This window comes from Arthrobacter sp. ISL-65, from assembly GCF_018613795.1.
Lineage (GTDB): Bacteria > Actinomycetota > Actinomycetes > Actinomycetales > Micrococcaceae > Arthrobacter.
This window is the reverse complement of the sequence record NZ_JAGGPN010000020.1, coordinates 285,740-298,693: the sequence shown is the minus strand read 5'-3', so window position 1 is coordinate 298,693 and position 12,954 is coordinate 285,740. Positions and strand designations below refer to the sequence as shown.

Annotated in this window: 14 protein-coding genes and 2 tRNA genes; 4 read left to right on the top strand and 12 right to left on the bottom strand. The window is 64.8% G+C overall.

The annotated features are described in order from the left end of the window. Nucleotides 1–58 precede the first annotated feature (58 nt). From J7I85_RS09625 to rpsB, 5 genes are all read right to left on the bottom strand, one after another. Nucleotides 59–982 (bottom strand): phosphatidate cytidylyltransferase, encoded by a 924-nt coding sequence (locus J7I85_RS09625; protein WP_214850577.1) that lies wholly within the window; start codon nt 980–982, stop codon nt 59–61. Continuing rightward, nucleotides 982–1,539, bottom strand: a complete 558-nt coding sequence (gene frr / locus J7I85_RS09620; protein ID WP_003805927.1) for a ribosome recycling factor — start codon at nt 1,537–1,539, stop codon at nt 982–984. The genes J7I85_RS09625 and frr overlap by 1 nt, the downstream gene beginning before the upstream one ends. A 99-nt stretch (nt 1,540–1,638) precedes the next feature. Continuing rightward, a complete protein-coding gene (gene pyrH / locus J7I85_RS09615; protein WP_190606905.1) occupies nt 1,639–2,376 on the bottom strand; it encodes a UMP kinase in 738 nt (245 codons plus the stop codon). Between the two features lie 125 nt (nt 2,377–2,501). Beyond that, a complete protein-coding gene (gene tsf / locus J7I85_RS09610; protein ID WP_214850573.1) occupies nt 2,502–3,338 on the bottom strand; it encodes a translation elongation factor Ts in 837 nt (278 codons plus the stop codon). Nucleotides 3,339–3,465: 127 nt separating this feature from the next. Next, complete coding sequence (rpsB, locus tag J7I85_RS09605) at nt 3,466–4,389, bottom strand: 30S ribosomal protein S2 (RefSeq protein WP_214850571.1); 924 nt, start codon at nt 4,387–4,389, stop codon at nt 3,466–3,468. Nucleotides 4,390–4,810: 421 nt separating this feature from the next. Here rpsB and J7I85_RS09600 point away from each other — a divergent pair, with 421 nt between their 5' ends. Then, nucleotides 4,811–5,344 (top strand): M23 family metallopeptidase, encoded by a 534-nt coding sequence (locus tag J7I85_RS09600; RefSeq protein ID WP_251024109.1) that lies wholly within the window; start codon nt 4,811–4,813, stop codon nt 5,342–5,344. A 1-nt stretch (nt 5,345) separates the two neighbouring features. Here J7I85_RS09600 and J7I85_RS09595 read toward each other — a convergent pair whose 3' ends face one another. The 6 genes from J7I85_RS09595 to J7I85_RS09570 all read right to left on the bottom strand — a co-directional run bounded on the left by J7I85_RS09595 (nt 5,346) and on the right by J7I85_RS09570 (nt 10,668). Beyond that, a complete protein-coding gene (locus J7I85_RS09595; protein WP_214850568.1) occupies nt 5,346–6,536 on the bottom strand; it encodes an acyl-CoA dehydrogenase family protein in 1,191 nt (396 codons plus the stop codon). Between the two features lie 137 nt (nt 6,537–6,673). After that, a tRNA-Ile gene (locus J7I85_RS09590) sits at nt 6,674–6,747 on the bottom strand. Nucleotides 6,748–6,894: 147 nt separating this feature from the next. Continuing rightward, nucleotides 6,895–8,091 (bottom strand): glycosyltransferase, encoded by a 1,197-nt coding sequence (locus J7I85_RS09585; RefSeq protein ID WP_214850566.1) that lies wholly within the window; start codon nt 8,089–8,091, stop codon nt 6,895–6,897. A gap of 107 nt (nt 8,092–8,198) precedes the next feature. Further along, on the bottom strand, nt 8,199–9,107 hold the full coding sequence (locus J7I85_RS09580) for a DMT family transporter (RefSeq protein WP_214850565.1): 909 nt from the start codon (nt 9,105–9,107) through the stop codon (nt 8,199–8,201). Continuing rightward, nucleotides 9,107–9,730 carry a CDP-alcohol phosphatidyltransferase family protein gene (locus tag J7I85_RS09575; RefSeq protein ID WP_102970805.1) on the bottom strand — a complete coding sequence of 208 codons (624 nt, stop codon included), beginning with the start codon at nt 9,728–9,730 and terminating at the stop codon, nt 9,107–9,109. Before J7I85_RS09575 ends, J7I85_RS09580 begins: the two co-directional genes overlap by 1 nt. A 56-nt stretch (nt 9,731–9,786) precedes the next feature. Beyond that, complete coding sequence (locus J7I85_RS09570; protein WP_214850563.1) at nt 9,787–10,668, bottom strand: phage holin family protein; 882 nt, start codon at nt 10,666–10,668, stop codon at nt 9,787–9,789. A 178-nt stretch (nt 10,669–10,846) separates the two neighbouring features. Between J7I85_RS09570 and J7I85_RS09565 the strand changes: the two genes are divergently transcribed. From J7I85_RS09565 to J7I85_RS09555, 3 genes are all read left to right on the top strand, one after another. Further along, a complete protein-coding gene (locus tag J7I85_RS09565; RefSeq protein ID WP_214850561.1) occupies nt 10,847–12,067 on the top strand; it encodes a multidrug effflux MFS transporter in 1,221 nt (406 codons plus the stop codon). 34 nt (nt 12,068–12,101) lie between these two features. Beyond that, nucleotides 12,102–12,281 carry a hypothetical protein gene (locus J7I85_RS09560; protein WP_102970802.1) on the top strand — a complete coding sequence of 60 codons (180 nt, stop codon included), beginning with the start codon at nt 12,102–12,104 and terminating at the stop codon, nt 12,279–12,281. Nucleotides 12,282–12,378: 97 nt separating this feature from the next. After that, nucleotides 12,379–12,786 carry a hypothetical protein gene (locus tag J7I85_RS09555; RefSeq protein ID WP_076798221.1) on the top strand — a complete coding sequence of 136 codons (408 nt, stop codon included), beginning with the start codon at nt 12,379–12,381 and terminating at the stop codon, nt 12,784–12,786. A 78-nt stretch (nt 12,787–12,864) separates the two neighbouring features. Here J7I85_RS09555 and J7I85_RS09550 read toward each other — a convergent pair. After that, a tRNA-Asn gene (locus J7I85_RS09550) sits at nt 12,865–12,937 on the bottom strand. Nucleotides 12,938–12,954 lie beyond the last annotated feature (17 nt).

The window sequence follows — 12,954 nt, the reverse complement described above, 5'->3', positions numbered from 1 at the left end:
CGGGTGCCGGAGGCACCTGCCGGGAAGCCCCTGCTGGGAAAAACAAGTCCGGGGAAACTCAGGCCCCGGAAAACAGGACGAACAGCATGAAGGCCACCGGCGACGCGAACACGATCGAATCCAGCCGGTCCATCACCCCGCCGTGTCCTGGCAGGATGCTGCTCATGTCCTTGACGCCGAGTTCGCGTTTGACCATCGATTCGGCGAGGTCTCCGGCGGTGGCGGCCGCCACCATGCCGATCGCCAGCACGACGCCCACCCACCAGGGCTTGTTCAGCAGGAAGATGCTGGCCAGGATCCCGACGAGCATGGCGCCCGCGATGGACCCGGCGAACCCCTCCCAGGACTTCTTCGGGCTGATCTTTGGCGCCATGGGGTGCTTGCCCAGCCGGGCGCCCACGAGGTAACCGAACGTGTCGTTGGAAACCACCAGGAGCAGCAGGATGACGATCTGCCACGCGCCCTCCGGCACTGTTCCGCCGGGCCACGGCCCCACCGGGGAGGCGCCGCCTTCCACATGAAGCGGCAGCGCGGCAAAGCTGATCAGGAAGGGCACCCAGGCCAGGGTGAAAACCCCGGCGAAAATGCTGCGGGCCGAACCCGTCGCGCTTTCCACCGACCGCCACAGCAGCGCCGCCACACTGCTGGCGAGCATCGCGAACAGCAGGCTTTCCAGCCCGCCGAAGTAGGCCGAGAACGGCATGGCCACCGTGCCCACCATGACTGGCACGATGGGCAGGCGCGTGCCGTTCGCTTCGAGCGCGCGGAAGACCTCCCACACGCCGAAGGCTGCGAAGGCAGTGACGACGGCAACAAAGCCAAGCGGCAGGAAGAGGAGCCCGCCGAGCACCGCGAGGAGCATGGCCAAGCCCACGGCGATTGCGGCCGGCAGGTTGCGCCCGGCCCCAGGGGTGGGGTTTGGCCTTGGTTGGCGGGTCCGTGTTCGGGCCCGCACACCTGGGGCCTGCTGTGCCTGGCCCATCAGACCTCGAGCAGCTCAGCTTCCTTGCGCTTGAGGAGCTCGTCGATTCCGTCGACGTGCTGCTTGGTGATCACGTCGAGTTCCTTTTCGCCGCGGGCGCCCTCGTCCTCACCGGCTTCGCCGTCCTTGACAAGCCGGTCCAGGGTTTCCTTGGCCTTGCGCCGGATGTTGCGGATGGACACCTTGGCGTCCTCGCCCTTGGACTTGACGATCTTGACGTATTCCTTGCGGCGTTCCTTCGTCAGCTCCGGGATGGTGATGCGGATGACGTTGCCGTCGTTGGACGGGTTGGCGCCGACCTCGGAATCGCTCAGTGCCCGCTCGATGTCGCGCAGGGCGGTCTTGTCGTAGGGGGTGATGAGGATGGTGCGGGCATCGGGAACCGCGAAGGATGCCAGCTGCTGCAGCGGGGTGGGGGTCCCGTAGTACTCCACCATGACCTTGTTGTACAGGCCGGGGGTGGCGCGGCCCGTCCGGATCGAGGCGAAGTCTTCCTTGGCTACCTCAACAGCCTTGTCCATCTTGTCCCCGGCTTCGAGCAAGGTTTCTTCGATCACGGTCTCTCCTCAGAAATTGGTTCCCCGGCCAACCGGGGCATTTCACAATCCTGGTCCCGCCCAATGGGCGGAACCGTCCTAGAAATATCCTAGCTGTAACTAGGGCGTGACCAGTGTTCCCAGCTTTTCGCCGCGGATGGCCCGCGTGACGTTGCCTTCGCCTTCCATGCCGAACACCACCATGGAGAGCTTGTTGTCCTTGCACATGGTCATGGCGGTCTGGTCCATGACGCGGATGTCGCGGCGGAGTGCGTCGTCGTAGCTCAGCTTTTCCAACTTCTCAGCGCTCGGGTCCTTCTTCGGGTCGGCGGTGTACACGCCGTCCACGCCACTCTTGGCCATGAGCACCACGTCGGCGTGCACCTCGAGTGCACGCTGGGCGGCCACGGTGTCCGTGGAGAAGTACGGCAGGCCTGCGCCCGCACCGAAGATGACCACGCGGTTTTTCTCCATGTGGCGGATGGCGCGGCGCGGAATGTAGGCCTCGGCCACCTGTCCCATGGTGATGGCGCTCTGGACCCGGGTTTCAACACCGGCCTGCTCCAGGAAGTCCTGCAGGGCGAGGCAGTTCATAACGGTTCCCAGCATGCCCATGTAGTCGGCACGCGAACGGTCCATGCCGCTCTGGGACAGCTCGGCACCCCGGAAGAAGTTACCGCCGCCAACCACGATGGCAACCTCGACGTCGGGAACGGCGGCAGCGATCTGCTTAGCTACTGCGCGGACGGTGTCCGGGTCGACGCCCAGCTTGCCGCCGCCGAAGACTTCACCGGACAGCTTCAGGAGAACCCGACGCCTGCTCTTCTCTGACTGGACGGGAGTATTGACGGCTTCCATGGTGCCTTCCGGTTGGTGAACTCTGAGCTAGGTTATCGCGCATCCGGCCAGCGCTCACATTTCTTATATGGCCGGTGCATGCAAAAGGGGCGGCCACCGAAGTGGCCACCCCCTTGCGTGTCAGACTAGGAGCCGACGCGGAAACGCGTGAAGGCGGTTCCCTTGACGCCGGCCTCTTCGAGGACCTGCGCCACAGACTTCTTGGCGTCCTTGGCGAAAGCCTGGTCAACCAGGACCTCACCCTTGTAGAAGCCGGTAACGCGGCCTTCGACGATCTTGGTCATCGCAGCTTCGGGCTTGCCCTCGGCCTTTGCGGTTTCCTCGGCGATGCGGCGCTCGGACTCGACGAGCTCGGCCGGAACGTCCTCACGGGAGAGGTAGTTCGGAGCCATAGCGGCAACGTGAACGGCAACATCGTGCGCGGCGGTGGCAGCTGCTTCGCCTTCGCCGTCAACAGCGAACAGGACGCCGACCTGGGCCGGGAGGTCCTTGGACGTCTTGTGCAGGTAAGCGTCGACCGTGGCGCCCTCGATGCGGGAGATGCGGCGGACAACGACCTTTTCGCCGAGGATTGCGCCCTCTTCGACGACAACCTCGGACAGCGGCTTGCCGTCAACATCGGTGGCGAGCAGGGTTTCGAGGTCGGCAGCGCCGGACTCGACGGCGATGGCCAGGACCTTGTCGGCCAGCTGGATGAACTTGTCAGCCTTGGCGACGAAGTCGGTTTCGCAGTTGACCTCGATCATTACGCCGACGCCGCCGGCGACCTTGGCAGCAACCAGGCCTTCAGCGGTGGAACGGCCTTCGCGCTTGGTGGCGCCCTTGAGGCCCTTGATGCGGATGATCTCGATTGCCTTCTCGGCGTCGCCGTTGGCTTCGTCGAGAGCCTTCTTGACATCCATCATGCCGGCGCCGGTGCGCTCGCGCAGAGCCTTGATATCAGCGGCAGTGTAGTTCGCCATGTGAACCCCTCTGTCTAGAAAATTTTTGTGTGTACGGACCGACAGGACGGCAGCTCACTTGGTGAGCTGCCATCCTGTCAGTTGCCCGGGCGCTGCGGACAGCGCCCGGAAATCCCGATGAAGTTGTTTACTTCGCGGAGTCGGTGCCCTCGGCGGCAGCCGGGGCTTCCTCTGCGGCCGGAGCAGCCTCGGCAGCCGGGGCTTCCTCAGCGGCGGGAGCAGCCTCGGCAGCCGGAGCTTCCTCAGCGGCCGGAGCAGCCTCGGCAGCCGGAGCTTCCTCGGTCTTGCTGCCTTCGAGGAGCTCGCGCTCCCACTCAGCCAGCGGCTCTTCCGGGGTCTCGGTGGTGCCGGTTGCGCGCTGGTTGCGGGCGATCAGGCCCTCAGCAACGGCGTCAGCAACAACGCGTGTCAAGAGGTTCACGGAGCGGATGGCGTCGTCGTTGCCCGGGATCGGGAAGTCGACTTCGTCCGGATCGCAGTTGGTGTCCAGGATGGCCACAACCGGAATGTTGAGCTTCTTGGCCTCGTCAACAGCCAGGTGCTCCTTCTTGGTGTCAACAACCCACAGCACGGACGGTGCCTTGGTCAGGTTGCGGATACCGCCGAGGTTGGACTCGAGCTTGGTGAGCTCGCGGCGCAGAAGCAGCAGTTCCTTCTTGGTGTAAGCGGAGCCGGCGACGTCGTCGAAGTCGATCTCTTCGAGTTCCTTCATGCGCTGGATACGCTTGGCAACAGTCTGGAAGTTGGTGAGCATACCGCCGAGCCAACGCTGGTTGACGTACGGCTGGCCAACGCGGGTGGCCTGCTCGGCGATGGCTTCCTGAGCCTGCTTCTTGGTGCCGACGAACAGCACGGTGCCGCCGTGGGCAACGGTGGCCTTGACGAACTCGTAGGCGCGGTCGATGTAGGACAGCGACTGCTGGAGGTCAATGATGTAGATGCCGTTGCGCTCGGTGAAGATGAAGCGCTTCATCTTCGGGTTCCAACGGCGGGTCTGGTGTCCAAAGTGGACGCCGCTGTCAAGCAGCTGGCGCATAGTTACGACGGGCATGCCGACGCTCCTTCCGGCAGGTCATTCATGAGAGCGGCCGCGGCCGCTCTTACCCTGCCAATAGTTGACGGTTATTTAGCCTGGCCCGGAGGGCACAAGCTCCTGGCATCCATTGCACATCTCATCAGGACCGTTGCCGGGCCTGACCGAAAGAGGCACAATCCTCCGCAGCAGCAAGCAACTGCTTACCGGTTGTGGAGGGCTGGATACGCGTAGTCAGCTGCTGCTCCCCCGCACTCCTGAATGGGGCGTGCTGACGCTAGCCACGAAATGGAATGCGTTGAGGGCACAGCAAACTGCTCCACCAAGTGTACTACAGCGGACCGCGGCAAATGCACCGGTCCTGCCGCGCCGGGCGGCGTTTTCCACATAGGCCGGAGGCCCCGTTCCGGCCGGCGGATCGGGTGCCCATGCTAAGAACATGAGAGCTTATGTGATGGCGGCACTGCTCCTGCTCACGACGGCGGCCGCCGCACCTTCCGCTGCACCTGCACCGTTCGCTTTACCAACAGTTTCACCCGCCCGGGCCACTACGCCGGCGCCATCGGGCTGGAGCTGGCCACTTGCGCCACGGCCGGCGGTCCTGCGCCCGTTCGATCCCCCGGACAAGCCGTGGCTGAGCGGGCACCGGGGCGTGGACCTTGGATCCGCGTCCGACGGCGGTCCGGTCACCGCCCCGGAGTCCGGCACCGTCAGCTTTGTGGGCGTGGTGGTGGACCGGCCCGTCATCACCATTGATCACGGCAATGGCCTGCGCAGCAGCTTCGAACCGGTGCGGAGTACGCTCAAAAAGGGCGCTTCCGTGGCCAAGGGCGCCGTGGTGGGCACCCTGCTGGCCGGCCACTGCGGCTCTTCACCTTGCGTGCACTGGGGCGTCCGCCGCGGCGAGGAGTACCTCAATCCGCTGTCCTTCATCCTGGACCTGCGGCCCTCGGTGCTGCTGCCGCTGAACTGACTTAGACGATCGCGGAGACGCCAGTGACGGCCCGGCCGGCCACCAGCGTGTTCACCTCGTGGGTGCCCTCGTAGGAGTAGATCGCCTCGGCGTCGGCGAAGATCTTTGCCATTTCGAAGTCCGTCACAATGCCGTTTCCGCCGAGGAGGCTGCGGCCGATTGCGACGCTTTCCCGCATCCGCGCGGTGGTGAAGGCCTTGGCAAGGGCTGACTGCTCATCCTTGGCCTGGCCTGCATCCTCGAGCTGGGCGAGCCGCACCATCATGCCCATGGAGCTGACTGCATTCCCCAGGATCTGGACCAGCTGGCTCTGCACCAGCTGGAAGGAGGCCAGCGGGCGCCCGAACTGGTGCCGCTCCACGGCGTAGCGCCGGGCCACGTCGAAGGCGGCGAGCTGCTGGCCCACTGCTTGCCAGGCCACAGCGAGGCGGGTGACCTTCAGGACCTTGTTGGTATCGCGGAAGCTGTTGGCGTTGGCCAGCTTGAAGAAGTCCGGCACCACCACATTTTCGAGCGTGATGTCCGCGTTCTGCACGGTCCGCAGCGAGATCTTGTTCTCGATCTTCGTTGCACTAAACCCCGGCAGCGCCGTGTCCACGAGGAAGGCCTTGACCTGGTTGTCGGCCACATCGCGCGCATAGACCACTACCCAGTCGGAGAATGTTGCGTTGCCGATCCAGCGCTTGGCGCCGTTGAGGATCCAGCGGTCGCCGTCCCGCCTTGCAGTGGTGCGCGTGCCGCCGGCGACGTCGGAACCACCCAGGGGCTCCGTCAGCCCGAAGGCCCCGATCTTGCGCAGCGAGTAGATGTCAGGCAGCCAGGCATCCTGCTGTTCCCGGGAAGCCAGGGCTTCGATGGAGCCGGTGAAAAGCCCGTCGTGCACACCCATGAAGGTGGCGATGGACGTGTCTGCGCGGGTGACCTCCGCGTGAACGATGCCGGCGAAGAGGTTGGAATAGCCCTGGCGCCGTACCGGGCTGACGAGGTCGAGCTCGGCCAGCCTGGGAATCAGGTCCATGGGAAATTCGCCGCGGTTCCAGCAGTCCACAGCAATCGGCTTCACTTCCCGGGTCAGGAAGGAGCGGACCTCGGCCAGCCTATCCCGCTCCTTGAGACTGAGCAGCTGTTCGAAGAAGAAGAAGTCGCCATCGGCGTAGGGCAGGCTGTTGATGTCGGTTTCAACGGCGGACATGGCGCTCCTTCGCAGTGGCCGACAGCCGCGGAACAACACGACGCCGGCGGAACAGTTACTGGTGAGTAACATATCGCAGCACTGCGGAAAAGGGAAAGAGCCCTGATCCGCGTAGACGCAGATCAGGGCTCTAAAGGTAGGGCTACTCGGACTTGAACCGAGGACCTTAGGATTATGAGTCCCGCGCTCTAACCAGCTGAGCTATAGCCCCGTGCACCGGCCCCGCATACCGGGAGGGTGCGCCCGGCCAGCGGCGGCCCGCGAGGGGCCCGTCGTCGGTGGGGCAAATTCACTCTAGCAAACCGCCGGAGGGCTTCAGACCACTTCAGACACCGCTGGCCTTCAGACGACCTGGAGGCTAGACGACCTTGTCCTCGTAGTTCGCCCCGTAGTACAGATCCTCAAACGTCTGCAGCGTCCCCTGGATGCTGTGCGGTTCCACCATGCAGCGGCTGGCGTCTCCCATGGCTTTCCGCTCCTCGGCCGGCAAGCGGAAAATCCGGGTGATTTTCGCTGAAAGGTCCGCGCTGTCATTCGGCGTGAACAGGTAGCCATTTTCGCCGTCGCGCACAAGGTGCGGAAGGGCCATGGCGTCCGCCAGCAGGACCGGCGTTGATGCCGACATGGCCTCCAGCGTCACCAGCGACTGCAGTTCCGCGGTACCAGGCATGCAGAACAGGTCGGCCCGGATGTAGGCCTCACGGAGTTCGTCATCGCTGGCCAGGCCCAGGAACTTCACCCGGTTCTGCAGTCCGAGCCGTTCCACCAGGGCCTCGAGCGACGGGCGCACCTCACCGCCGCCGACGATTTCAAGATGGACATTCAGGTCGGCAGGCGTGGCGGCGACCGCCTTGATCAGCACGTCAACGTGCTTCTCCTCAGCCAGGCGGCCCGCGAACAGCACCGTCGGGTGTTCGTGGGGCTCAATGACTTCATCCGGCTTGGGCTCATACGCTGCGGAGTCGATGCCGTTGGACAGGGGCAGCACCTTGCGCAGGAAGGCATGCTGGTGCATCGCCTTCGCGGCGAGCGGCGTGGGCGTCGTAACGACGTCCGCCTGGCCCATGACCTTCCCCATGTCCTTCCAGGAGATCTTCCCGATGATGTCCTTGAACCACTGCGGGAACGGCAGGAACGGGTTGAGGTTCTCCGGCATGAAGTGGTTGGTGGCGACGATGCGGATGCCGCGCTTCACTGCCTCATACAGGACGTGCTCGCCGATCATGTAGTGGCTTTGGATGTGCACTACGTCCGGCTGGACCTTGTCAAACAGGAGGCTGATTTCCTTCTTGATCTCCCACGGGAAACAGACCCTGAAGTATTCGTGCGTGAAAACGCCGTGCGAGCGGAGGCGGTGGACAGTGGCTTCGGCGCGGAACTCCGTAAAGCTCTTGCCCTTATCCTGCCGGCAGGCCAACACGTGGACATCGTGTCCGCGAGCCGTCATGCCTTTGGCCAGCCGGTAGCCGAACTGGGCGGCTCCATTAACGTGTGGCGGGTACGTGTCGGCCGCGATAAGGATGGTCAGTGGACGCTGGGCGTCGGGCATGGTCACGTAGAAAGCTCCTGGTGGTCATGGTGGTCGGCTGCGGCTGACCACACCGGCCGGTGCCGGCACGTGATGCACCGGCACATTCTTGCCTGGTCCGCAGTAATAACCGGCTAGTGGGACGCCTTGCCCGTGGCCTTCCGAACGTCCTTCTTCCGTTTGGTGACCTCGGGATGGTGTCTTGAAAGGGCAATTACCCCCACGATAGCAAGGGTTGCCGCCGTACCCATGGCAATAGCCAAGACGGCGTGGACATCGGGGCGCAGTTCGCCAAGGATCGTGATGCCGATCGCGATGCCCACAATGGGGTCGATCACGGTGAGGCCGGCAATCACCAGATCGGGCGGACCGGTGGAGTATGCGCTCTGGACGAACCAGGAGCCCAGTCCCCCGGCCGCTACGATGGCAACCACTGAATACCACGGTACGTTCAGCAGGACCAGGCCGTTCGGGTCCAGCAGGTGTTTGCCGATGATCCGCGTCAGCACGGCCACGAAGCCGAACAGGATGCCGGCACCCAGGATGTAAATAAACGCGCTCATGCGGTGTTTGAACATGGCGGCGAGGCTGCCGAAGATGCCCACCGCCAGGGAAAGCAGCAGCACGACGGTGAGTTCGTCTTCAGGCGAGACGTGGTGGCTTTCCTGCGTGACGTTGACGGCCAGCAGGACGAACAGCGCCGATCCCGTCACGCACGCGGTGATCGCCACCACCGTGGCGCGGTTGATGGTCACTCCCTGGTCCTTGGAGTTGACCACGGTGGTGACCACCAGGGCGATGGCGCCAATGGGCTGCACCACGGTGAGGGGTGCCGTGACCAGTGCTACGGAGTTCATGGCCATGCCGAGGCAGAGCAGGAGGAGGCCGAAGACCCACCGGGGGTTCCGCAGGAGGCGCAGGAAACCGTGGGAGCTCAGCGCAAGACCGCCGGTGTCCGCCTTGACGGCGCTGCCCTGGCGCTGGGCACCGAAGGCCAGGCAAAAGGCGCCAATGACCGCAAGCAAAACCGCAACCCAGACCATCAGCCGTTCCCGCCGTCGTCAGCCGTCTGCATTTTCCCTTTGCGCCGGATCGCCCAGAAATAGTTGTAGGCAGCAATCCAGTGGCCAACGAGCCCCAGCCCCAGAACCACCCATGCCGCGACCAACCATGCTCCGGCGAACGGAATGGACAGCTTGGACAGCACCAGGAGCGGAGTTCCCAGCAGCAGCAGGCCGGTGCGGGCCTTGCCCACCAGGCTGACGGGAAGGTCGGGGTGGCTGCGGAAATAGAACAGGGACATGCCCAGCAGGACGGCATCGGGAACCACCAGCGCTGCCAGGTACCACCACTGCACGACGCCGGCGATCACCAGGGTGACCGCAACGGCTATCAGGGCCAGCCGGTCGGCGATGGGGTCCAGGACTCGCCCCAGTTTGGAGGCCTGGTTGAACCGCCTGGCGACGTAGCCGTCCACCCAGTCCGTGCTGCCCATGATTGCCAACACCAGCACGGCCAATCCGTACTCCTTCTGGGCCAGCACAAGCCAGATGAAGATCGGCACGCCCATGAAGCGCAGTACCGTAAGGAGGTTGGGGACGGTAAAGACCAGATCGCGATCGACATGCGGCCGGCCCGGACGGGAACCAGCACCGATGAATCTCATCAGGCCTCCCTCTCCACGGCCGGCGGGCCTCTTACAGTCTTCGTTCAGGGCAAGGCTCAGCTCTTGAAGAGCTTCCGCAGTAGAGCGAGCAGGACGGCGGTTGAGGCTGCGAGGGCAAGCAGCGGCTTCCAGCGTGCCTCCAACTGGCCGGGCAGCGAGGCCTCCGAAGCCCCGGAGCGGGCCGATGCCGACAGGGCGGCGAAGCGTTCGGCGGCACGTCCGCGCGCGTCCTGGAACTTCTCGTTGCCCTCCGCGGCGCGGTGCCTCGCCACGCCCAGGAGGGCTTGGGCCTGGGTCTTGACGTCCAGTTCCTCGCCAAGCTCATCCCGCACACCGGTCAGGTGTTCACGGCGCTGCTTCAGCCGGCGGCGGAGTTCAGGCTCGGTGGCCACGGGAACGTCCACTGCTTCAGCCGCCTTCTTGGCTTCTTTATCAGCCTTGGCCCTGGCCTTCTCGGCAGCCTTTGCTTCGGCCGCGGCCTTGGCCTGGGGCGAGTTGGGATCAAGCACGGCGGCGTCGAAGTCCGAGCCCTCCTTGGCAATGCCCAGGTCATGCTTGAGACCGCGGAGCGTGTCCTCCGGAATCAGCGGCATGGCGCGCTTGAACTTCCGGAGGCCGATGAGCCCGCCAATGAGTGCAATGAGCAGGAAGACCGCGCTGACCAGCAGCGCAGCCAGCCAGGCCGGCATGATGGTGGCCAGGCCCATGATGGCTGCCACGATCAGGCCGGTGACCAGCAGGGCCAGGAAAACGGCGGCCACGCCGAAGAAGGCTCCGGCGACGCCAAGCTGCTTGCCTTTGCGCTTCGCTTCGATCTTGGCCAGGGCGATCTCATCATTGAGCTGGCGCGGCGCAAGTTTGAGGGCCAGCTTCACTGTCTTTGGCAGCGCAGTGATACGCAGTCCTTGGTTGGTCCGCCCGCTGTGACGCCCGCTCATAGGTTCCGCCTTACTGGTTCCGTCGTCGATTTTTTCGCTGCTGCGGGGGTTTCCGGTACGTCCGCGCGCCCCCGCTGACAAAACTATCATTCAGGGTCAGCCTGAACTTCTGGAATTAGCCCCGGCGAGCCCTCCAACGCTGTAAAAGTCTGATCTGTCAGCCCTAGGATGGTTCTCTGTGACCACCACCAACCCGGGCGATGCGCTCAGCCGCCGGCAGAAATTCCTGTACATCCTTCTACTCGGCGCGCTCACCGCCCTTGGGCCCTTCACCGTGGACCTCTACCTGCCCGCCTTCCCTGCCCTGGAAGCGAGCCTCAACGTCTCGGAAGCTGCCGTCCAGCTGACCCTGACCGGCACCACTGTCGGCTTTGCCCTGGGGCAGCTGGTGGTGGGACCTTTCAGCGACAAGTTCGGGCGCAGGCTGCCACTGATCCTGGCCACGGCCCTGCACATCGCTGCCTCGTTCGGCGCGGCGCTCTCCACCGACATCGCGACCCTGGGCGTGTTCCGCGTCCTCATGGGTATCGGCGCGGCCGGAGGCGGCGTGGTGGCGATGGCCATGGTCCGCGATCTGTTCAGCGGGTACGCCATGGTCCGGATGTTCTCCCGGATGGCGCTGGTCAACGGGCTCGCGCCCATCCTGGCGCCCGTTATTGGATCCCAGCTGCTCCTGGTCATGCCATGGCCGGGCATCTTCGTGTTCCTGGCCTGCTACGGCACCGCGGTGATCCTCGCCGCCGTCGTGCTGGTCCGGGAGACACTGCCGCGGGAGAAACGGGGCCTGTCCGGCCTGACGGCCCGGCAGCGGTACGGTGTGCTCTTCTCCGACCGGATCTTCGTGGGGCTGCTGATGCTGGGCGGGATGAACTTCGGTGGCCTGTTTACCTACCTCTCGGCGTCCCCTTTCCTGTTCCAGGACATCTTCGGGTTCTCCCCCCAGCAGTACGGCCTCCTCTTCGGCATCAACTCACTGGGCATCGTCGCGGGGGTGCAGACAAGCTCCCGGCTGATAAGGCGCGTCCCGCCGCAGTGGATCCTTGCCTGCTCCACCGCCTGGATGTTCCTGATGGCCGTGCTGATCGTGGTGTTCGACCAGCTGGGGTTCGGGCTCTGGGGCGTCATGGTTCCGCTGTGGTTCTACATCCTGGGCACCGGGTTCACCTTCCCCTGCGTGCAGGTCCTGGCCCTGGCCAGCCACGGAGCGCAGGCCGGCACGGCCGCGTCCCTGCTCGGGGCGTCCACGTTCCTGATGGCGGGCATCATCTCCCCCGTCGTGGGGTGGCTGGGAGGTAATTCCGCCACTCCCATGGGCGCGGTCCAGGCCTACTGCATCTTCCTCGCCGCAGCCGCCCTGTGGCTTGTGGTCCGGCCCCGGACAGTGCCCTCCATCCACTGAGTTCCGCTGCGGCCACGCCGGGTAGGCTGGCACCATGACCCGCAAACCCCACCGCAACGGCCGAGGACTGTTCCTTGGAGCCATCCTCGGCGCCGTGGCCGGCTTCTTCGCCGGCAGGATGATGGGCAACGCGGCGCTGGGCATCCTGGTGGGCGCCGTCGTCGGTTCTGCTCTGCTGTACCGCGTCAATCCGGGACCGTGGAACCGGCCCTGACCCGCCGCTTCCCCTAAACCGCGCCGCACCTCCAGGCCGGGGGCGATCGACGCCGGGCCATCTGTTCGCTGGGGTACCTGCGCGATAAAGTTGTTACGTGCCCCACTGGCAGGATCACCCCCCGCTTCCGGCCACGTGGCAGCGGTGCGACTCCGGCATTCTGCCGTTGTGGTGGGACCGGCTGTGCACACAGACCAGTGCGCAGTCGGCAGCGCTCTATGCGGCGGGACTTTTCACCGAGGACCGTCGCCGGCCCATAGCCCAGTGGTTCAACCCGGCTTTCAATGCCGCCCTGCTGGTGGCCCCCGAAACCTCTCCCGAATGGCCCGTCCAGCGGTTCGGCATCTTCTACGCCCCGCCCGACGGCGGCTTCACGCGCGTGCACTCCTCGCCCCACGAATGGCACCCCCGCGAGCCGCGGAAGTCTCCCACCGAGCGGGAAGCGTTTGAAGCCGCCATAGCCGAGGCAGAGCGCTTCCTCCAGGTGGAGATGGATTTCGTCTGACGCCGCTTCGTCTGGCACCGCACTGACGACACAAAAAAGTCCCGCGGCCGGCTCTGGGGCCAACCGCGGGACTGCGCGCTCCTCCTGCTGGACTTGAACCAGCAACCCTTCGATTAACAGTCGAATGCTCTGCCAATTGAGCTAAGGAGGAATGAAGCAGGTATGACA